Annotated in this window: 17 protein-coding genes; 11 read left to right on the forward strand and 6 right to left on the reverse strand. The window is 45.4% G+C overall.

Annotated features, from left to right (window positions below; genetic code table 11):
- Window positions 1-55: 55 nt before the first annotated feature.
- On the forward strand, window positions 56-919 hold the full coding sequence (locus CHX35_RS04690; RefSeq protein ID WP_091834698.1) for a hypothetical protein: 864 nt from the start codon (window positions 56-58) through the stop codon (window positions 917-919).
- Window positions 920-1,066: 147 nt separating this feature from the next.
- Here the strand turns inward: CHX35_RS04690 and CHX35_RS17415 are convergent, their stop codons facing one another.
- Both CHX35_RS17415 and CHX35_RS04695 read right to left on the reverse strand, forming a co-directional pair.
- Entirely contained in the window at window positions 1,067-1,213 is a 147-nt protein-coding gene (locus CHX35_RS17415; protein WP_176391889.1) for a hypothetical protein, read from the reverse strand.
- A 286-nt stretch (window positions 1,214-1,499) separates the two neighbouring features.
- On the reverse strand, window positions 1,500-3,218 hold the full coding sequence (locus CHX35_RS04695) for an Rqc2 family fibronectin-binding protein (RefSeq protein WP_091834700.1): 1,719 nt from the start codon (window positions 3,216-3,218) through the stop codon (window positions 1,500-1,502).
- 176 nt (window positions 3,219-3,394) lie between these two features.
- On the opposite strand from CHX35_RS04695, the gene CHX35_RS04700 reads away from it, so the two are divergent.
- The 3 genes from CHX35_RS04700 (at window position 3,395) to ilvA (ending at window position 8,526) form a co-directional block, all read left to right on the forward strand.
- Entirely contained in the window at window positions 3,395-6,133 is a 2,739-nt protein-coding gene (locus CHX35_RS04700) for a calcium-translocating P-type ATPase, SERCA-type (protein ID WP_245838641.1), read from the forward strand.
- A gap of 180 nt (window positions 6,134-6,313) precedes the next feature.
- Window positions 6,314-7,159: a diaminopimelate epimerase gene (gene dapF, locus CHX35_RS04705; protein WP_091835360.1), complete on the forward strand. Its 846-nt coding sequence runs from the start codon at window positions 6,314-6,316 to the stop codon at window positions 7,157-7,159.
- Between the two features lie 74 nt (window positions 7,160-7,233).
- A complete protein-coding gene (gene ilvA, locus CHX35_RS04710) occupies window positions 7,234-8,526 on the forward strand; it encodes a threonine ammonia-lyase IlvA (RefSeq protein WP_281252053.1) in 1,293 nt (430 codons plus the stop codon).
- A gap of 41 nt (window positions 8,527-8,567) precedes the next feature.
- Here ilvA and CHX35_RS04715 read toward each other — a convergent pair whose 3' ends face one another.
- Window positions 8,568-9,656 carry a nitric oxide synthase oxygenase gene (locus CHX35_RS04715; RefSeq protein ID WP_091834703.1) on the reverse strand — a complete coding sequence of 363 codons (1,089 nt, stop codon included), beginning with the start codon at window positions 9,654-9,656 and terminating at the stop codon, window positions 8,568-8,570.
- Window positions 9,657-9,950: 294 nt separating this feature from the next.
- Here CHX35_RS04715 and CHX35_RS04720 point away from each other — a divergent pair, with 294 nt between their 5' ends.
- From CHX35_RS04720 to CHX35_RS04730, 3 genes are read left to right on the forward strand one after another with little or no spacing between them, the layout of a single operon-like run.
- On the forward strand, window positions 9,951-10,172 hold the full coding sequence (locus CHX35_RS04720) for a FeoA family protein (RefSeq protein ID WP_245838643.1): 222 nt from the start codon (window positions 9,951-9,953) through the stop codon (window positions 10,170-10,172).
- A 30-nt stretch (window positions 10,173-10,202) separates the two neighbouring features.
- A complete protein-coding gene (feoB, locus tag CHX35_RS04725; RefSeq protein WP_091834709.1) occupies window positions 10,203-12,191 on the forward strand; it encodes a ferrous iron transport protein B in 1,989 nt (662 codons plus the stop codon).
- A 26-nt stretch (window positions 12,192-12,217) separates the two neighbouring features.
- Complete coding sequence (locus CHX35_RS04730; protein ID WP_091834712.1) at window positions 12,218-12,415, forward strand: hypothetical protein; 198 nt, start codon at window positions 12,218-12,220, stop codon at window positions 12,413-12,415.
- A gap of 44 nt (window positions 12,416-12,459) precedes the next feature.
- Here the strand turns inward: CHX35_RS04730 and CHX35_RS04735 are convergent, their stop codons facing one another.
- Together CHX35_RS04735 and CHX35_RS04740 are read right to left on the reverse strand one after the other, a co-directional pair.
- Window positions 12,460-12,987, reverse strand: coding sequence for an S-ribosylhomocysteine lyase (locus tag CHX35_RS04735; RefSeq protein ID WP_091834715.1), 528 nt, complete (start codon window positions 12,985-12,987; stop codon window positions 12,460-12,462).
- 27 nt (window positions 12,988-13,014) lie between these two features.
- Window positions 13,015-13,731 carry a 5'-methylthioadenosine/adenosylhomocysteine nucleosidase gene (locus CHX35_RS04740; RefSeq protein WP_091834718.1) on the reverse strand — a complete coding sequence of 239 codons (717 nt, stop codon included), beginning with the start codon at window positions 13,729-13,731 and terminating at the stop codon, window positions 13,015-13,017.
- Between the two features lie 404 nt (window positions 13,732-14,135).
- Between CHX35_RS04740 and CHX35_RS04745 the strand changes: the two genes are divergently transcribed.
- Complete coding sequence (locus CHX35_RS04745) at window positions 14,136-15,491, forward strand: glucose-6-phosphate isomerase (protein WP_091834728.1); 1,356 nt, start codon at window positions 14,136-14,138, stop codon at window positions 15,489-15,491.
- A 49-nt stretch (window positions 15,492-15,540) separates the two neighbouring features.
- Here CHX35_RS04745 and CHX35_RS04750 read toward each other — a convergent pair whose 3' ends face one another.
- Window positions 15,541-17,217, reverse strand: coding sequence for a phospho-sugar mutase (locus CHX35_RS04750; protein ID WP_091834729.1), 1,677 nt, complete (start codon window positions 17,215-17,217; stop codon window positions 15,541-15,543).
- Window positions 17,218-17,426: 209 nt separating this feature from the next.
- Between CHX35_RS04750 and CHX35_RS04755 the strand changes: the two genes are divergently transcribed.
- The 3 genes from CHX35_RS04755 (at window position 17,427) to glpK (ending at window position 21,803) form a co-directional block, all read left to right on the forward strand.
- Window positions 17,427-18,632, forward strand: coding sequence for an ROK family transcriptional regulator (locus CHX35_RS04755; RefSeq protein WP_091834730.1), 1,206 nt, complete (start codon window positions 17,427-17,429; stop codon window positions 18,630-18,632).
- A gap of 674 nt (window positions 18,633-19,306) precedes the next feature.
- Entirely contained in the window at window positions 19,307-20,116 is an 810-nt protein-coding gene (locus CHX35_RS04760; RefSeq protein ID WP_176391890.1) for an MIP/aquaporin family protein, read from the forward strand.
- 193 nt (window positions 20,117-20,309) lie between these two features.
- Window positions 20,310-21,803 carry a glycerol kinase GlpK gene (glpK, locus tag CHX35_RS04765; RefSeq protein WP_091834731.1) on the forward strand — a complete coding sequence of 498 codons (1,494 nt, stop codon included), beginning with the start codon at window positions 20,310-20,312 and terminating at the stop codon, window positions 21,801-21,803.
- Window positions 21,804-21,888: the final 85 nt, after the last annotated feature.

The raw sequence follows: 21,888 nt of genomic DNA on the forward strand, positions 1-21,888 counted from the left end.
TTCCATAGGGTAAGCCGTGATTCCTGCGGCGCTTTTTCACGGGAGGAAGCAGTAAATGGACAAGATCGTGATGAATTCTCCGATACAAGTACCAGAATTGGCTGTTGAAACACATCCGTTAGCTCGAGTAGGAGTGTCGGGTGATCGATTGTTAGTACTCTCCCAAGGGGATGGGGTACTCCTTTCCGATTATTCGTTGAGTGGTGGGATAACCAGTGGGATTCGGTTGGAGGATCCTGGTATGGAAATCCATTTTGTGCAAGCGTTAACCGGGGACCGTTACTTGTTGGTTTCCGCTTTTTCAGAGGAGCAGGAGAAGAATGCTTTTATTTATAACCATCGCGGACGGCTTCTTTCTTCCTTTCATGTTGGGGATGCCATTGAAGACGTTCAAGCTGTAGGCGATCACTTTTGGATCGGTTATATGGAGGAGGGTGTTGAAGGGGATAATCCTCTCAGCCGTGAAGGGGTTGTTTGTTTTAATACAAAAGGAAAGCTGTTGTTTAGTTATTTAGCGACTGCGATAAAACAAGGGTTACCAGAAGTCCGGGATTGTTATGGATTAAATGCATCTGCAAATGGTGAGACGTGGATTTATTATTTTACTGATCATATTTTGGCACGAGTCGAGGATTTTCGTGTACGACAATTTTGGAAGGGAGGACCTGTACTCAGTTGGCGCTCCCCACTGGTGCAGGCAGGTGGATTTGCTTTATGGAAAAGACGGCTGCTTTTTGGTACACCACGACGTCATTTGTATCGTGGTTCACTCATTCGTAGAGCGTTAGAGAGAGTGATGCCCGTCAATAAAGAAGGCGAAGAGATCAAGTTTGAACGATGGTGGACACGAGATTCTCGTTTGTTTTTGTCGGTTGGAGAAGAGGTTTACTTTTATGACATGAAAGAGATGATCGATTGAATGTAAAAAAGACGCCCTCTTCAACAAGAAGGGGTGTCTTTTTATATGGGTTAGGACCTCTATTTTTATAGGTATTACTGAAAGCTTCCGGACAAGGTTATGGGTCGATATAAAATGAACCGTCATGAACGTTCAACCAGACCACCATTAGGATAACCGTGGTTGCTCATCAGCAGGGTAATCGTTATCTGGGCGATACTGAGGGAGTTCCAGTTGCTCTTTAATAAATAGAATCGTAAAGAAAAGCACATTACATGTTACAAAACTACAGATTAGAATTTCGAATAGGCTCAAGGATGCTCCCACCTTTCATCCTTCTTTGCGTTTATGGTAACACAGGATCGATGTGAATATATTGAGGGGATGTAAAGTCGACTTTTCATGATTGTAAAGAGATGGAATCTTCCTATTCATTCTCTCCAACTTCAATGGAATGGATGCAAAAATTCCTCCCCGAAAAGGTGGGGAGGAGGTTAAGGAAGGCTGTCGGTTTGTTTGGTAAGAGCAAAGCCTCGTTTGCAACTACTTTAGGGGGATCATACGTCCCTATTGTATGAATTGCGATGGGTTGATGTGACGGTTAGGATGGATTCTGCTCCAGTTTTCGAATGGAAGCCTCATCGGGGGTAATATAGATGGTTTTTTGCTCATCATAGGTGACAAATCCAGGAGGACCACCAGAGGGTTTATGCACATGTTTGATTAAGGTGTAGTCCACAGGAACTTGACTCGATTCACGACCTTTGGAATGCCATGCAGCAAGGAGTGCGGCTTCGTGGAGTGTTTCATCATTAAAATTCTTTTCTCGGATGACGACATGAGAACCGGGAATTTCTTTGGTATGAAGCCATGTATCGGTAGCGGAAGCAAGTCGATGAGTTAAATAATCATTTTGTTTGTTGTTCCGTCCGACAAGAATGGTAATCCCCTCAGAAGATTGGTAAGAGGAAGGGGTGGGGCGCTCGGATTTTTTTGATGGTTTTCGCCTTTTTTGGGTTTTTGCTTTTAACCAACCCTCTTCAACCAATTCCTCTTTAATCTCTTCCGCTTCCCTTGCAGTTGCGTCTTCAAGCTGCACCAGCACTGATCCTAAGTAAGCATTATCTTGTGTCGCTTTTTCAATCTGCTCCTGATTCCATTTGCGCGCAGATTTTGCTTTATGATACAGCTTGAAGTAGCGTTGTGCGTTATCGGAGGGGGATTTGCGTGGATCGAGGGCAATCGTGATGGTTTGTGCCTCTGGATCATAATAGTTGATCGTTGTGACTTCCTGGTCACCGCGCTGAATTTGATGCATAGCGGCGGTTACGAGTTCTCCCCAAATCCGATAGGTATCAGCTTTTTGAGTATCCTGTAATTCTTGTTCGAGTTTTTTAATCTTCTTCTCGTGTTTATCGATGAGGTTTTTTAGGATACGGATGAGGTCGTGATGTTGTTGTCGATTACGATCTCGTTCAGCTTTCCCGCGATAGAAGGCATCAAGGCATTGACTCATGTGGTCAAATTTTCGAATATGACCAGCCAGATGGGTCAGTCCAATAGCAGAGAAAATGGACTTCTTATCATCAATAATCATAGGAGAGAATCGATTGGCTTGTATATTCGACATGATGTTTTCAAAGGCATCCCACAAGGAATCTCGATTACCTAGTTCTGCTCGGTGAACAATCTCAGCCGCTGTTTGGGGGCCGAGACCTGAAAAGTTTTGAAGAATTTGTTTGTCGAGGCGACCTTGGTTCCACTGAATCCTCTGTAAGAAACCAGCACGATCGATGGTAAGGGGATTTTTCTTTCCCTGATCAGGGGGAGCTAGGTATGGAATTCCAGGAAGTACTTGCCGGTGCCGGCTCATTGCAAGACTAACGCGACGAATGGCATCCATGATCTTTCCTGTTGTAGGGTCGACTAATAGGATATTACTGTGCCGTCCCATAATTTCGATGACCAATTGGCGAATCACCTCAAAGCCAAGTTCATCCCTTCCCCGAATATCGAAGAGGATGACCCTTTCCATTTCAACCTGGCGAATGTTGGTGATGACTCCCCCCTCACAATGCTTTCGAAGAAGCATGCAGAACATGGGAGGCGTGAGTGGGTTTTCTGCCTGAGTCTCCGTGAGATGAAGACGCGGGAATGCAGGATGTGCAGAGAGAAGAAGGCGTTGATTTCTTCCTTGATGTCGTACATGGAGAATCAGTTCGGATTCGGTTGGTTGATATATTTTTGCAATACGTCCCCCGGTCAGTTGTTCATGAAGTTCGTTGACGACTGCTCGGGTGACAACTCCGTCGAAGGACATAGTGGTCAGTTCCCCCTGTCTCTAGTCTTTAGCCGCTCGTGGAGAGTTCAAATATCAGTATATCGGATCACCAGGTGATTACAAGGGAAATGAACCTCTTCCAGTCAGGTAGCATGTTTAAAGGCCTGTCTGAATAAAGTTAGCATGAGAGTTTGTTGGACAAAGGGGGAGGGAGTGTGTCAGAAGGATACCGTTACGTCGACTGGGACGTGGAACGAGTTGCTAGTCACTTTAAAGTGGAACCTGCTGAAGGATTAGATGATGCAGAAGCGAGTCGCCGATTGGAGCAAACAGGTCCTAACCAGTTGGCCGAGGCGGAACGTATATCCCCGGTTGTACTGTTATTAAACCAGTTTAAAGATTTTATGGTGCTCGTATTGTTGGCGGCCACATTGATTTCAGGATTACTTGGTGAATATACCGATGCAATTGCGATTATTGCAATTGTCATCCTAAATGCTGTCTTGGGTTTTGTCCAAGAAGTTCGGGCAGAAAAAAGCCTTAGCGCGCTTCGGGAGTTATCCGCACCAACTGCTAGAGTGATGCGCAACGGTGAATGGGTTCGAATTCAAGCGGCTCATCTCGTCCCCGGGGACATTGTGTCGTTGGAAAGCGGCGATCGCATTCCAGCGGATCTACGTTTAATTCAAACATCAAACATGTATATTGAAGAGTCTGCACTCACTGGTGAATCTGTGCCTACGAACAAAACCCCTGCAACAATCAACAAGGATGATGTTCCTTTAGGGGATCAAAAAAATATGGCTTTTCTTGGCACCATGGTGGTTCGTGGGACCGGACTGGGTATTGTTGTACACACAGGGATGGAGACAGAGATGGGACGTATAGCCCATTTAATTCAAACAACAGAAACCATGCAAACCCCTTTGCAGCGTCGCCTCGAGCAATTGGGTAAGGTATTGATTATCGTTGCGTTGCTCTTAACTGCCGTGGTGGTTGTGACGGGGATCATTCATGGCCATGATGCATATAAAATGTTTTTAGCGGGTGTGAGTTTGGCAGTTGCAGCCATTCCAGAGGGGTTACCTGCGATTGTAACGATTGCTTTGGCCTTGGGCGTTCAACGGATGATTAAAAGACAGGCCATTGTACGAAAGCTCCCCTCCGTTGAAACGTTGGGCTGTGCATCCATTATTTGCTCAGATAAGACGGGGACACTTACACAAAACAAAATGACGGTGACCCATCTTTGGGTGGATCGTCACCGGATCGAATTATCTGGGTCAGGGTATCAACCCGAAGGGAATTTTCTTTCCAACGGTCGAGAAGTTCACTTGGAAAAGGAGGCATCCCTTAAGCGACTGCTTGAGGTGGCTGTGCTTTGTAACAATGCTCGCTTAATTGGGGAGTCCGCTCGAGAGGGGCTGCTTCGGCGGAAGCAAGAAAAATGGCGGATTGATGGTGATCCCACGGAAGGCGCATTGCTTGTTGCTGGAGCCAAGGGTGGCTTAGGAGATAATGGGTTCCTACAATCTTGGCAGCGTATACAAGAGTTTCCCTTTGATTCAGAACGGAAGATGATGTCAGTTTTAATGGAACATCGAAGCGGGAAGCGTGTCCTCTTTACAAAAGGGGGTCCTGATGTTCTCCTTGAACGGTGTACCCATATCTTGCAAAATGGTCGAACGGTTCCCCTCACGGAATCCCTACGTGCCGAAGTGATTCAAACCAATGAAGCGTTGGCTAAAATGGCTCTTCGTAATTTGGCCTTTGCTTATCGAGATTGGCAAGGAGCAAGTCCAAATCATGACCGCTCGGCGGAACGTAATCTTGTTTTTGTGGGTTTAGCTGGCATGATTGATCCACCAAGGGAAGAAGTGAAGGACGCCATTCGCACCTGTCGTCGTGCAGGAATTCGGACAGTGATGATTACAGGGGATCATCAAACCACCGCCGTCGCCATCGCTCAGCAATTGGGAATCTTGCAGGGGGGAGAGACGATCAACGGTAGCGAGATTCAGCAAATGAGTGATGAGGAATTTAGTAGAAAGGCAAAAGATATCCATGTATATGCTCGTGTTTCCCCTGAACATAAACTAAGGATTGTAAAGGCGTTACAGGAGGAAGGGCACGTAGTTGCCATGACAGGGGATGGGGTAAACGACGCGCCTGCAATTAAGGCTGCCGATATCGGCATTGCAATGGGTGTGACGGGAACGGATGTTTCAAAGGAAGCCTCCTCACTTGTTCTCGCCGATGATAATTTTGCAACCATCGTTGCGGCAATTGAGGAGGGGCGGAACATCTATGATAATATTCGCAAATTTATCAGTTATCTGCTCGCATCCAATGTCGGTGAGATTTTAGTGATGTTTTTAGCGATGTTAGCAGGTCTTCCTCTTCCTTTAGTGCCGATCCAAATCCTATGGGTAAACTTGGTGACCGATGGATTACCAGCCATGGCACTGGGAGTCGATCCTGCAGAAGAAGATACGATGGATCGCGACCCTCGAAACAGTCGTGAAAATATTTTTGCTGCAGGGGTAGGGTGGAAGATCCTTACTCGAGGGTTATTGATTGGACTCTGTACGTTAGGGGCTTTTTGGGTCGCCTATAGCGAGTCACCTGATGATCTTGTTCGTGCTCAAACCATTGCCTTTTCCACCTTGGTGATGGCACAACTTATCTATGTGTTTGATTGCCGTAGCTCTCGAACCGTTTTTCATCGCAATCCGTTGAGCAATCCCTTATTGGTTTTAGCCGTTGTTTCCTCGGCTGTCTTGATGATCGGGGTCATGTATTATCCTCCGTTACAGCCGGTCTTTCATACAACAGCGCTAGCGATTCGTGAATGGGCGCTTGTGATCGTGGCAGCTGCTTTGCCAACCATGGCGGCGGGTGCACTCGATATGGTCCTTCCACTACGGCGAATGGTGACACGTACAGAGAGGTAACGGCATTTGATGGCGAAAAAACGAACTGACATCCATCAGTTCGTTTTTTCTTTGCGTATGTTAGCAGAGTAGAGGGTGTTGCATGGGATGAGAACCTAATGTATTCTCAGTAGAAACGTTAGGGGTTTTCCCCCATTAGAAAGGGAGGAAGGGGTCGCGATGGCAGGCCCCCCAATGATGATGAAATTTACTAAAATGCACGGACTAGGCAATGATTTTATCGTTGTTGCGAAGGAACAAGCTCTTCCTGATCAAGTATCGATCCTTGCCAATCGCATATGTGATCGGAATTTTGGCATCGGCGCCGATGGACTTGTTTATTTATTACCATCGGATCAGGCAGATTTTTCGATGCGAATTTTTAATGCAGATGGAAGTGAGCCTGAACAGTGTGGGAATGCAGTACGATGCGTTGCACGGTATTACTTTGAACGCATCTCATCTGAAAAGCGAGAACTGACAGTGGAGACGAAAGCGGGTATCCAACGGGTGTGGATTGAAGGAGATACGGAAGACCGCCAAGTACGCGTCAATATGGGTCCGCCAATTTTAGCAGGTTTAGCAATTCCCACTCGCATCGATGCGGAAAGGGTGGTGGATCATTCGGTATGGGTAGGGACCGAAGGTGAAGAACAACAACATTTTAGCTTTACAGGTGTCTCCATGGGGAATCCTCATGCTGTCATCGAAGTAAAAAATGTAGAGCAGTTTCCCGTAGCGAAGTGGGGCCCACTACTTGAAAATCATCCCATCTTCCCTCGAAAAGCCAATATCGAGTTTATTTCGATTCGTTCAGAGGATGAATTGGAGATGCGTGTGTGGGAGAGAGGTGTAGGGGAGACCCTTGCCTGTGGGACGGGCGCATGTGCCAGTCTGGTCGCTAGCTATATTCGTGGGCGGACCGATCGGCGAGTAAAGGTCCATTTGCGCGGAGGTGAGTTAATTATCGACTGGAAAGAAACGGATGGGTGTGTTCATATGACTGGAGCAGCCACCTTTGTTTTTGATGGGGTTTGGTTGGGTTAACCAGAGGATGAAAGGTTGTCAAGGAAAGCTCACTCGGTGTATGATGGTCGGAAAAACAATCGGGGGTATGTTCTGTGAGCGGAGCAATAAAGGTTGACAACGGAAAGCGAGGGCCAGGTTACTCTCCCGTTGCCGTAGAGGATGTCATGAAGGCCAACCATGTGCTAAAGGATGTTGTCACACATACCCCTCTACAGAAGGAAACATGGCTTTCTGAGCGTTATGGGTGTGAACTCTATGTAAAGCGAGAAGATTTACAAGTAGTTCGTTCCTTTAAGATTCGCGGTGCTTATCACGTTATTCACCAACTCGCACCTGAGAAATTAGAGCAGGGAGTCGTTTGTGCCAGTGCAGGAAATCATGCACAGGGGGTCGCCTATACCTGCCGGAAGCTGGGGATTCATGGGCGTATTTATATGCCAAATCCCACTCCAAATCAAAAAATAAAACAAGTTAAGCGATTTGGTGGCGCTGCGGTGGAGGTCGTTTTGGTAGGGGATACCTTTGATGATGCGCTTACGGAAGCACTCGCCTATAGTGAAGCCAAGGGGATGGAATTTATTCACCCCTTTGAAAATCCAGCAACGATCGCTGGACAAGGGACCGTTGGATTGGAAATATTAAATGATGTCCCTGACCCTTTGGATTATCTACTCGTCGGGATAGGAGGAGGGGGGCTGGCAGCAGGGGTTGCTTCTTATGTAAAAGCCCTAAGCCCCTCAACCACAATTATTGGTGTCGAACCAGCAGGAGCGCCTTCGATGTCTCGCTCCGTAGAAGCCGGAAAGGTGATCTCCCTTGATTCCATGGATAAATTTGTGGATGGTGCAAGTGTGCAACGAGTTGGTGAGCTGAATTTTCAAATTTGTCGGGATATGGTTGATGAATTTCTTCTTGTTCCCGAAGGGAAGGTTTGTACAACCATTTTGGAACTCTATAATGAAAATGCGATTGTGGCAGAGCCCGCAGGGGTTTTGCCAATCGCAGCCCTTGATCAATTGGCGGAACGGATCCGTGGAAAAAATGTGGCCTGTATCTTATCAGGTGGAAACAATGACATTGAGCGGATGCCTGAGATTAAGGAGCGATCTTTAATATATGAAGGACTAAAACATTATTTTACGATTCAATTCCCACAACGCTCAGGAGCCCTGCGTGAATTTATAACGGATGTACTAGGCCCCGACGATGATATTGCCCGTTTTGAATACACCAAACAAAACAGCAAAGAACATGGACCCGTCTTATTAGGCATTGAACTCCAACGAAAAGAAGATTACCTGCCCCTTCTTTCACGCATGAAACAGAAAGGGTACCCCTTTATGGAGATTAATAAAGATCCGACGCTGTTTCAATTACTCATTTGACAAAAGACCCCAGGTGATCACCTGGGGTCTTTTGTTTTCCTTTATGAATAAGGAGGTCGCTGATAAAAATAGTTGGGTGTTTGCTCGTCGTTGGGATAAGCGGTATGCCAAATGGCAGTCGTTGCAGGAGAGAGAGGTGGGATCAACCAGCTCCAATCCCCTGTCACGCTTCGCTTGCTCTTCTGTTCCTTCTTTTCAAAGTGAGCGAACTGTTGGGCGGCTGTATGATGATCGACGATACTTACGCCAGCTTCTTTAAATGAGTGAAGAACAGCGATGTTGAGTTCAACGAGGGCCCGGTCTTTCCATAAAGTCGAGTTGATTTGGGTGGGGAGTCCAATGCACGAGGCAACCTGAGGGAGTAAATTATACCGCTCGGTATCTGCTAAGTTGCGTGCTCCAATTTCCGTCCCCATGTACCAACCATTAAAGGGGGCGGCCGGATAAGTAATTCCACCAATGACCAGTTTCATATCTGAGATAATCGGCACAGCATACCATTGGATCCGTAGATCAGTAATGGCGGGGTATTCTGGATGATGGATCGGAACTTCCAGAGCGAGTCCACGAGGGACATCAAACCACTTGGGTGGTTGATTCTTGATTTGGATGACTAGAGGGAGCAGGTCATAAGGGGTGCCTGCTCCCTGCCATCCCAACTCCTCACAAACCTGGGTAAAGGCAACCGATGCTGGGTCGCCTATGACCCCTTTCTCCTTTTCGTAACCTGCATAACGAAGTAACTGATGATTCCAGATTCGCACTTGCGTACAATCATTTTCAATCGGATGAAAAATAGTAATGGTAGGCTGAATTCTCCCTTCATTTGTGGCAAAGGCAAGATGGTCGCAAAGGGCCTTATAAACCTCCTCTTCCGTATGGTGATCCCTAGCATCAAATACATGGAGTGAATCCCAAAAAAGACGCCCGATGCATCGGTTGCTGTTGCGCCAGGCCATTTTTGCACCCTGGGATAATTCCTCGAAGGTATGTTGGTAGCCTCCGGTGGATTGAATTTCTCCTTTAATCTGTGCGATCCGATGGGCAGCTTCCGCTGGTGATTTACCGAGCTCCTGATAACATTCAAGTATAAAGGTTTGTGCATCGCCTAAAAGTTCGTTTTCATTCACGTGACGTTCTCCTTAGATAAGGAATCATGCTTGTTATTTTACCTTATTTGCGTGGAGAATACCGCTACCTCTGATCCGAGTAGATGGAGGTTATGTAAACGATTGCTACTAGATGGTTTCGTTATTGAAAGAGACGCTTTGTCAAATCAAAGAGAGTGAAGGTAAGGGACTCAGTTGAGGTGGGGTTAGGTGATCAATTTCTCATGAAAAAACCATAGACGAATGGTGAAGGATAAGGTATGATCTATGTATGATAATGATTCTCATTGTAGATTGAGGTGAGCCCCTTTGTTATTGAGCGAATGTAGAGTAGGGACAAAAGGCCGTGTAACGGATATGCAAATGAAAGCATCGTATCGCAATCGGGTGCTGGATCTTGGTTTAACACCGGGGACAGAGATTGAGGTTGTACGTAAAGCCTTATTGGGCGATCCGATTGTCATTCGTTTTAGAGGATATCAAATGGGTTTCCGTCGTAGTGATGTAAAGGGAATCCAAATTGAAACGGGTAATTGATTCATAGCTAAGGGTGAGGGATAAACAGTCATGACACAAACCATTGCTTTAGTAGGGAATCCGAATGCGGGCAAGACCTCCTTGTTCAATATTTTAACAGGCACCAGACAATACGTGGGTAACTGGGCAGGGGTTACGGTAGAACGAAAAGAAGGTTGGGTTAAGGGCGATAAAAAATGGAAAATGGTCGATTTGCCAGGAATTTATAGCCTGTCCGCCCAGACCCTTGAAGAAAAGATCGCGCTATCATTTATCCTTGGTGATGAACCAGATGTCCTATTAAATATTATTGATGCTTCTAATTTAGAGCGGAACTTATACTTTACCGTTCAGTTGCTCGAAACAGGACTTCCTGCCATCGTTTCACTCAATATGATTGATGTAGCAGAAGGTCGCGGGTTAACAATTGACAAGGATTACTTAGAAAAGGCACTTGGGGTTCCAGTTGTGCCCATGGTGGCTCGCAAAGGAAAAGGAAAATCAACGCTACTAAAGCGCTTTGATAATGGTGCACGTCGTGCCTCCTTAAAAATATCTTACCCAGATAATATTGAACAAGGGTTGGCCTCCTTATTACCCTTGCTCAACGAAGCGGGCTGGACCTCAACCATCGATACACGTTGGCTTGCCCTGATGTGGCTGGAAGGTAATGAAAGTGTTTCCACGATGGTAAATGAGAAAACGGAACGGACAATTCTAGAAAAAATGAATGAGATTCGCAAGGCGATTCCATCTGCCGATAATCAGATTCGGCAAGCGCGATATGAATGGGTGGAAAGGATTCTTAGCGAATCGGTCAGTAAAGAGCGTGAGGAAAGTAAAACCTGGAGTGATCGCGTCGATAGTGTGCTTTTGCACCCTCTATTGGGATTACCGTTATTCTTTATGTTCATGTATTTAATCTTCCAGATCACCTTTAGTTGGGTGGGGATGGCGGGTTCAGACTTATTAGACGGTTGGTTGTCTGGCCCGATTTCTGAAGGGATACAAAAAGCGTTAGTCGTCATGGACAGTCCTGCTTGGTTTACGCGGCTAATGATTGAAGGCGTTGTAGCAGGGATGGGTGCTGTACTCGTTTTTGTTCCTCAGATTGCGATCTTATTCCTCTGTTTATCCTTCTTAGAGGATTCGGGATATATGTCCCGCGCTGCAGTTTTGATGGATCGATTCCTGCGGGGAATTGGATTGAACGGTAAGGCATTTATTCCTTTGGTGCTCGGTTTTGGCTGCAATGTTCCAGCGATTATGGCAACACGGACGCTTGAGGATGAAAAGAGTCGTTTATTAACTGCTCTTATCTCTCCCTTTATGTCTTGCTCTGCGAGATTGTCGGTTTATGCTCTCTTTGTTTCCGCCTTTTTCTCAGCATGGCAAGCGGAAATCGTCTTTTTACTCTATGTTTTTGGTATCCTAATGGCAATTCTTACTGCATTTATTCTAAATCGTTTTATTGATACAGAGGATGAGCTTTTTGTGATGGAATTACCCCCATACCGCACCCCCATGGTTGTGAGTTTGTTATTACATACCTGGGATAAATCAAAGGGGTTTGTAAAAAAAGCAGGGACGATCATTTTCGGGATGTCCGTACTCCTATGGTTCCTTGGACAGTATTCATGGCAGGGTGCTGTGCCGATGGAGGATAGTTTCCTCGCATCCATTGGCGGGTGGGTCGCCCCGGTCTTTGCGCCCATGGGTTTTGATACATGGCAATCGGGGGTTGCTCTTATTACAGGCTTCCTTGCGAAGGAAGTGGTTGTAGCAACGATGGGTGTGGCTTATGGAGCGGGTACCTCTGTTGGTACATTGGCTTCACTCCTACCTAACACCTTTACCCCTGCTGCTGCGATTTCATTCCTATTCTTTGTTCTCCTTTATACACCATGTGTGTCGACTGTCATGGTATTAAAAAAAGAGACAGGATCATGGAAATGGATGACTTTCTCAATCGTATATAGTTTTGTATTGGCTTGGATTGTTGCTTGGATTGTGTATGTGATTGCGAGTTGGGTGCTCTAATACTGGAGAGAAAGGAGAAACCATCAATGATCTATCTTGTAATCGCAGGTGTTTTAGGATTGGCAGCTTGGCAGTTGATCGGTTTCCTCCGACGGCTAAAAAGCTCCGATAGTGGTTGTGCTGCTGGTGGGTGTAACAGTTGTCCCTCCGATGGAGGTTGTTCCATACAGGATTGGAATTTTATCAAAGAAGAATCCTTACGAAAATCAGAGACAACTTCATAATTGGACAAAAAAAGGTAGCCATATGGCTACCTTTTTTTGTCCAATTATTTTACAAAGCCTGTCCAAGCGGGGACGTGCTCCAATTCTTCTGGTGATAATTCTTCGCGGAATACTTTAATTAACTGTGCATGAGGGACTGAGAGAAAGCGACGTGCCCACAATTGAGCGCCCTCTAAGTCATGATCACGATAATTTCCGCAATGGATGGGGGAGCATCCTGGGACTTCTGTGGCTTCCAGTACGTCCTGAAGAGCGAGCAGAATACTCCGAGCCGCTTCCTCCGTCGTTACATGTCCCTTCATAATCAAGTAAAAGCCGGTACGACATCCCATTGGGGAAAGGTCGATGACTTGGTCCGTATGATTACGGATATTTTCGGCAAGGAGATGCTCCAGGGAATGAAGCGCATCCGTTGGAATAAATTTTTCATTGGGCTGAGTAAAACGAACATCAAATTTGACAATCCGTTCTTGCCCTAATTCTTTCACATCAGCGGTTCGAATATAGGGAGCAGCAACGAGGGTGTGGTCCAAATTAAAGGATTCTACATTAAAACGTTCCTTGGATTCCATTAGGTTTGACCCCTTTCATTAAACAAATTAGGAGACGATACGAGTCGCCACCCGTGTACTGAGATAGTGCTCTAACAGATCAGCATTTCGTTCGGATATCTTACGTAAAAACGTATCGAAGGAGATATCAGCCGTACCGTCTGCCCGATCAGAAATTGATCGAATGGATGCGAAGGGAACCTCATTTAGTTGTGCGATTTGAGCGAATGCAGCGGTTTCCATTTCGGCGCAATCCGCTTTTGTTCCTTCATGGATTTGCGAACGAAGTTCACCATCTGAAATAAAGCTATCGCCTGTTGCAACTCTTCCTTCCGCGACGGGTATGCCGCTTTGGTTTGCAGCTTCCCGTAATCGAGCAATCAGAGCTAAATCAGAGGGAATGATACTCGGAACACGGGGAAGCGTATAGGGATCTTCTCCCACACCGGTACAGTCCACATCGTGATAAATCGATTCTGTAACAAGAACCGTTGCGCCAATTGAGAAGCGATCCGTTAATGCGCCAGCAGAACCGATGTTAATGATTTCTTCAGGTGAGTAAACCGTAGCCAGATACTGAATGGTTGCTCCAGCATTAGCTTTGCCAATGCCACACACCGCTAAAATAATGGATTCCCCATCAATTTGAGCATGAGTGAGATGAATACCCCCCACACGTTCTTCTTTTTCGACGTGTAGTCGTTGTTTCAGTGGAGCGAGTTCTTCATGCATAGCAGCAATAACCACGCATGGGATGGATTTCATAGGAAGGCCTCCTTCAATAGTGAACGGGTGAAGGCCTTAGTGCTTGTTCACCCAGGTGTCATCGATCTCTGTCAGTATGTCTTAATTAACACCATTCATTATAACGCGAAATGAGAGGTGATCCATAAGGAGGCTTTGAATTTTTTATGAGAATGTTTAAGGAGGAAAGAAAGGTTTATGGGGTAAAAAATACATTTTATGGTGATGATCTAATTTTAATTTGATGTATGTATGATCCGTAAGTAAGATCATTAAATATAAATAATAAATAATTTTATTTTTGGAAGGTATGAATAAAAGTTCGAGGTAGCTTAGGAGATGGTGTAAAGAGAAAAGAGGAGTAAAGCTTTGGTGATTGAGGAAGATAAATAGTATACAGTGACCATGTTGAACGGAGGGAAATGATGGCTAAAGGTCTACAATTTGATTATCAACCGGCTCTTGCTTTTATCAGTGACAACGAATTATCACAAATGGAACCTTCTGTTCGTGCTGCCCATAATCAACTACACGAAGGAACGGGTGCAGGCAATCAATTTCTTGGGTGGGTGGATCATCCCGTAGATTATGATAAGGAGGAATTTGCTCGTATCCAACAAGCGGCAGAAAAAATTCGTTCCACTTCGGATGTCCTTGTCGTCATTGGTATCGGAGGATCCTATTTAGGCGCACGTGCAGCATTGGAAATGATTTCTCATCGGCATTATAACGAGTTACCGCGGGATAAAAGAGATGGGCCAGCGATCTATTTTGCGGGGAACCATTTGAGTTCCACTGCGCTTAACCAGCTGCTTGACGTACTCGAAGGGAAACGAGTAAGCCTCAATGTGATTTCAAAATCAGGAACAACGACGGAGCCTGCAATCGCTTTTCGCGTCTTGAAAAATTGGTTAGAAGAGCAAGTCGGTAAAAAAGAAGCAAAAAAACGAATTTATGCTACAACGGATCAGAAAAAAGGGGCACTTAAGCAATTTGCGGATCGGGAAGGATATGAAACGTTTGTGATTCCCGATAATATTGGGGGCCGTTATTCGGTATTAACCGCTGTCGGATTATTACCGATTGCTGTTGCTGGAATAAATATTGAACAGATGATCAAAGGAGCGGCAGAAGCTCGTATCCGCTATGCGAATCCATTGCTAAAAGAAAATGAAGCATATCAGTATGCGGCGCTACGGAGTATCCTTTATCAGAAAGGAAAGACCACAGAGCTGCTGGTCAATTACGAACCCTCCCTGCAAGTTTTTTCGGAATGGTGGAAGCAATTATTTGGTGAATCAGAAGGCAAGGATCAGAAAGGAATTTTTCCAGCCTCAGTAAACTTTACTACGGACCTTCACTCGATGGGGCAATATATTCAAGAGGGACGACGCGATCTCTTTGAAACGGTTATTCGAGTCAAGGAACCAAAATCATCCTTGACCATTGAGTTGGATGAGGAGAATGTGGATGGCCTTAATTACCTAGCGGGTAGGAGGCTTGATCATGTCAACGAAAAAGCACGCCAAGGTACCCTACTCGCCCATACGGATGGCGGTGTACCTAACTTTTTATTGACGATTCCCGATTTAAGTGCTCATTCCTTTGGGATGATGGTTTACTTTTTCGAAAAAGCTTGTGCGATATCGGGATACTTACTAGGGGTGAACCCATTTGATCAACCAGGTGTTGAGGCCTATAAAACCAATATGTTTGCGTTATTAGGAAAACCCGGTTTTGAAGAGGAGCAAAAAAAGCTATCCCATCGCATCGATGAGTAACAATGAAAATGGCAATCCTCTAGTAGGATTGCCATTTTCATTCGTGGAATCATGATGAGAGAGGACGTTCCAGCAATTCTTGTAGGTAGGTGACCATGCGTTCTCTTTTTTCTTGAGCCAAGTCTATTCGGTCAGCAACTGCACTGAAATAAAATTTAATTTTAGGTTCTGTGCCAGAGGGACGAATGGCTACCCAACTTTGATCCGTACAACAATATTTAAGAACGTTTGCTTTGGGAAGATGATCAATTCCTAAGTGATAATCCTTTACCTCTGTGATGGGAATCCCAGCAATTTGCTGCAGAGGGTGATGCCGCAGGCGATCCATCAGTTGATTCATTTTTTCATGCCCAGCTTTTCCTTCAAAAGTATATGAAAAGAGGGATTCACTGTAAGCGCCGTGCTCTTGAAAGATGGATGTGAGTACATCGTTCAGAGTCTGATTTTTTTCTTTGTAGTACGCAGCCATTTCACAGCACATGACAGCCGCCTGTATCGCATCTTTATCTCGCACAAAAGAGCCGAGTAGGTACCCATAACTTTCTTCGTATCCAAATAAAAAGGGAATCCCCTGTGCTTCATAAGCCGCAATTCGTTCTGCGATATATTTAAAGCCAGTGAGGGTTTCTTCGGTGCTTATCCCAAAGGAATTGGCGATGGATCGACTGATCTCTGAGGTCACAATGGATTTAAGGACGACACCATTGGAAAATAATTCGCCACGATCAAATTTTCGTTTGAGTATATAATGAAGGAGGAGTGCACCAATTTGATTGCCATTTAAGGCGGAGTACTCCCCAGTAGCAGTACGAGCATATAGTCCGAGACGATCAGCGTCTGGGTCGGTTGCAATGATTAAATCTGCCCTCCGTTTTTTAGCTTCCATCACAGCCAAGGCATAGACATCCGGTTCCTCTGGATTGGGAGCAGAGACGGTAGGAAAGTCTGGATCGGGATTTTCTTGAGCACGTACAGTATGAACTTGGCTAAATCCAATACTCTCTAAAACCTTGCGTATGGGTTGATTGCCTGCACCATGAAGGGGGGTGAAAACGACGATTAATTGCTGGTTCATTGAAGCATGAGTGTGAGTGAGTGAGCGTACACGCTGATAATAATAATCATCGATTTCGCTATCGATAAAATGGACATAGCCAGAAGCAATGCCATCTTCGAGTGACATCGAGGGAAGCGTGAGCTCGTTATCCAAGTATTGAAGTTGATAGAGGATATCATTTACACGATGGGGTGGCATCTGAGCACCATCGCGTCCATATACCTTATAGCCATTATAATTGGCTGGATTGTGACTGGCGGTAATCATGATCCCTGCAGCTGCCTTTAAATGACGAACCGCGTAAGAGAGCATTGGAGTAGGACGTAGGGAAGGATACAGGTAAACGTTAATCCCATGAGTAGCCAGGGTTCCAGCAGCTTCTGCGGCAAATTCAGGGGATTGATGTCGGGAATCATAGGCAATGGCGACTCCGCGTAGGCGATCTTGCTTGGATAAGGTACGAGCAAGCCCTGTGGTTACACGACGAACCGTATAACGATTCATACGATTAATTCCAGGGCCAATGAGACCGCGCATGCCTGCTGTACCAAATTCCAAATGTTTGTAAAAGGCGTCTTCTTTCGCCTCATCGGATAGCAAGTGCAGTTCCTGCAAAAGCGCTGGCTCTAATCCGGGATGATTACTCCAGCGAAGATAGTGTTCATTCATAGGTGTTCACCTCACCTGATTGGTTTTTCGTTCGATTCTTCCGTAGAATAATGCCAGTTTATTTATTGAATATGAACGAAATGAAAGGCACTCGGCATTTAATGAGAAACAAATGAGAAATTCGTTGACGGAGCAGGATTTTAGATCTGCTTGACGTATACGAAAAAAGTGAATCCAGCCTCTATAAGGGGGAAAAGGATGTGACTCCAATGCCCCGTACCATGCAAACGGGTAGTTTTCGATGGATGAAATCCATCAATAAATCGATTATTCTTAACGTGATTCGGGAAAAGGGGCCAATTCCTCGAGCTGAAATCGCAAAGGTGACGCAATTAACCCCGCCTACAGTGACCAATATCGTAGGGGAATTACTCGATGCTGGGATCGTGGTAGAAAGTGACTTAGGAGAATCTACCGGTGGTAGAAAACCGATCTTATTACGGATTAATGCATCGGCTTTTAGTGTAATTGGTGTTTATGCGGGAGTGGATAAAATCCGGGCGATGTCCGCTGACCTTGATGGTAATTTAGAGGGAGAAGCTGAGGTGCCAATACCTCCAAACCCGGATCGATCGTTTTACATCCGATCCATTATTGATACTATTCACCAATTGGCGGCACCGATCCATCATAGTGGTCGGCCTCTTCTTGGAATTGGGGTAGGGATGAGTGGTTGGGTCGATCACGAACAAGGAATTTCGCTTTCGTGTCCTAGTTTGAATTTACGGAATATTCCTCTTCGTGATCTTTTAGAGCGAGAATTTTCCGTCCCAGTCGAGGTAGAAAACGGAGTTAGAACCTTGGCGATGGGGGAAAGTTGGTTTGGTGAAGGTAGAGAAATTGCTGACTTTATCTGTGTGCACATTGGAAATGAAGTGAACGCAGCCTTTGTAAAGGAACATAGCCTGGTCTATAGTCCCTCTTTTACCGCAGGGGAGTTAGGTCATACCACTGTGGATATTGAAGGACCATTGTGTGGGTGTGGGAATCGAGGATGTCTCGAGGTTTTTGGTTCAAGTGTTGCGATGGTTAGACGTGCCCAAGAAGGATTAGATCAGGGGGTTATTTCTTCCTTGAACCACCATGAAGGACCGCTATCGGAGAGGGTGCTTTTTGAAGCCGCACGTGAGGGAGATGAATTTGCACGTGCCGTATTAGTGGATACGGGACGATACTTAGGGATCGGGCTAGCCAATATTGTTAATCTGTTTAATCCTCGACGGATTATCTTATGTGGCGATCTAATTTCTGAAGTCCCGTATGTTTTACATTCGTTACAGGAAACGGTCGAGCAAAGAGCTCTCGCAACACCTGTTGCTGATGTGACGATTGTTCCTGCTGGACTTGGTAGAAATGGAGGACCGATGGGGGCGGTTACTCTCGTACTCATGAAGCTTTTCCAACCCCAGCATTGAACGACTACCACCTGTAGAGGTAGTAGATTCCTGCGAAACACCAGTCTACTGACTCGTTATCTTAGCAGGCTCTACCCGCAGTCCCTGCGGTGAAAACGTAAGATGCTCTGTTATGCTCCCTACTTTAGCTTGGTTTTCGCAACTTCGGTGAGCTGGGTGGTTGAAGATTTTACGTTGCAGACCATTCCCTGCAACAACACTATATCTCCAGTTTTCAAAGAGCGATCATGGTTCTTTCTATCAAAACCATGTCAGACTTACGTGAGGGAAAAACACCTTCCCTCGTCTGACGCGCCGATACATCCTCCACTTATAGAAGATGGGAGTATTCTCAGCGCAATTAAGTTAAATCTTGTAGTGGGATCCATTGTTGCCCTTCATTGCTCGTATGATTTCGGTATTTTATGAGATACCCTGTTATACGAATGGTGAAGGGTTTTTGTTATGATCCTTTAGATTAGGGATTTATTGGAATAGAAAAAAGCTTGCTCGTTTTGTCTTGTTCTCCTATAATTGAAGATGCATATTGAAAACGCTGTCAGTCGACCGGAGACGAGGAGAGGTCGTACTGCCCAATGGGTCCCTTAAATGTGATCACCTTGGAGCAGTGCGGCTTTTTTGCTACGGTGACTGGTAGTTATTTTAAAAGTTGGATATGAAAGGGAGTGCGATGATTGGATAGGAAGCTACGCGGTGAAATGCTATCGGAATTCCTTGGGACCTTTATGCTGATCTTTATTGGTTGTGGCACAGTGGCTGGTTTAGTCCTCAACAAAGTTCAACTTGGACAATGGGAGATTTCATTAATCTGGGGATTGGCAGTTTCGATGGCGATTTATGTAACAGGCGCCATTTCTGGGACTCATATTAATCCGGCAGTAACCATTGCTAATGCAGTTTTTCGTAATTTCCCTGCTAAAAATGTAATCCCTTACATTGTATCGCAAGTAGCAGGGGCTTTTGCAGGAGCGGCTGTTGTTTATGGAATCTATCGCAAAGCGTTTCTCCAGTTCGAAGATGTTCATCACATGGTTCGAGGTGCTGCAGAAAGTGTAAAAACAGCGGGCATCTTCTCTACCTATCCAGCTGCATTTTTAAACAACTGGGATGCATTTATCGTAGAGTTTTGTATTACAGCATTCTTACTCGTCGTTATTCTTGGTGTAACGGATGACCGGAATCCACTCTTTGAGCAATTGAAGAATATTGGTCCAATCTTGATTGGTCTGACGGTAGCCATTATTGGGGGCTCTTTTGGTAACTTGACGGGCTTTGCTCTCAACCCAGCACGTGACTTTGGTCCCAAGCTATTTGCTTGGATGGCTGGTTGGGATTCAGTCGGATTACCAGGTCCCGGTGGCTATTTTTGGGTGCCGATTATTGCACCGATTCTAGGCGCGTTGGCAGGGGCGCTCATCTATGATTTAATGGTACGGCGTTATCTTGCTCAAAGTGAAACACCTGTGGGTCAGGTGAAAAAGTAACAAAAACCATGCGCAGTTTATAAGAAAATGTGCTAACATAAACTGGATATGGAAATTGGGTAATGAGGAATATCCCTTCCTATTTATGAGAAAATCCTTGTATTAAATGAAAAGGGTTACGGAAAATAGGAAGAATGAAATTCGGTGGTATGGGCGTAAGAAACCATCTTAGATCGGAAAAGGGGGAAGGGAAATGAGTAAGGATAAATTGATGTTGGCCATTGACCAAGGGACAACCAGCACGCGAGCCATGCTGTTCAACCGCAAAGGAGATGTACAAGGGGTTAGTCAACAAGAATTTACCCAGTTGTTCCCGGAGCCAGGTTGGGTTGAGCATGATGCAGAAGAAATTTGGCAAAGTACGTTAGACGTCCTTAACGGGGTATTTGAAAAAGAGGAATTTCAACCCGAACAAATCGAAGGGATTGGAATTACGAATCAGCGGGAAACCACGGTTGTATGGGATAAAAATACGGGGAAACCCATTCATAATGCAATTGTATGGCAAAGTCGCCAAACTGCTGGTATATGTGAAGAATTGAAAGAAAAAGGGTTAGAACCTACCTTTCGCGAAAAAACCGGATTGGTCGTCGATGCTTATTTCTCGGGCACTAAAGTGAAATGGATATTGGATCATGTGGAAGGGGCACGAGAAAAAGCAGCAAAGGGTGATTTACTCTTTGGGACCATCGATACCTGGTTGATCTGGAAGTTGACAGGTGGCGCTGTTCATGTAACGGACTACACGAATGCTTCACGTACCTTAATGTATAACATCCATGATCTTGACTGGGATGATGAGTTGTTAAAGCACTTGGACGTTCCTCGTGCGATGCTCCCTGAAGTGGCACCATCAAGTCAGGTGTATGGTCATACGACGAAAGAAATCTTCTTTAACTTGGAAGTTCCAATTGCAGGTGCAGCTGGGGATCAGCAAGCAGCGCTCTTTGGTCAAGCCTGTTTTGATGAAGGAATGGCGAAAAACACCTATGGTACGGGATGCTTTATGCTCATGAATACGGGCGAACGGGCAGTTCCCTCTTCAAATGGTTTGCTGACAACCATTGCTTGGGGTGTTGATGGTAAGGTGGAATATGCTTTAGAAGGAAGTATTTTTATCGCAGGTGCTGCAATTCAATGGCTTCGGGATGGGTTAGAAATTCTAGAGAATGCAGCGGATTCTGAAGAAATGGCTCGTAACCTTTCTTCCAATGAAGGGGTTTATCTTGTGCCTGCCTTTGTTGGTTTAGGTGCCCCTTATTGGGATCAAGAGGCGAGAGGGGCGATGTTCGGGTTGACGCGTGGGACAACACGTGATCACTTGGCACGCGCAGCATTAGAATCCCTGGCTTATCAAACCCGGGATGTTTTAACGGCAATGGAGCAAGATTCTACGATTCACCTGACTCAACTGAATGTGGATGGTGGTGCAGCACTCAATGGCTTCCTGATGCAATTCCAGTCGGATATTCTACATGTTAATGTAGAACGTCCAAAAGTGACAGAAACCACAGCTCTTGGCGCAGCTTACCTTGCAGGTCTTGCAGTCGGATATTGGAACACGAAAGATGAGATCCGTGAAAACTGGGCGATTGATGCAAAGTATAAGCCTGAAATGGAAGAAGAAAAGCGTGAATCCCTCTATAAAGGTTGGAAAGATGCGGTCTCCCGTACCATGTCTCGTTAAGGGGTTTCATTTCCCCAGAAAAAGGTGTACAATAACGATAGGTTTTACATGAAAATTGGATGAAAAGCATGGGACTGGAGATAAT

The organism is Marininema halotolerans (assembly GCF_900116235.1).
Taxonomy (GTDB): domain Bacteria; phylum Bacillota; class Bacilli; order Thermoactinomycetales; family DSM-45169; genus Marininema; species Marininema halotolerans.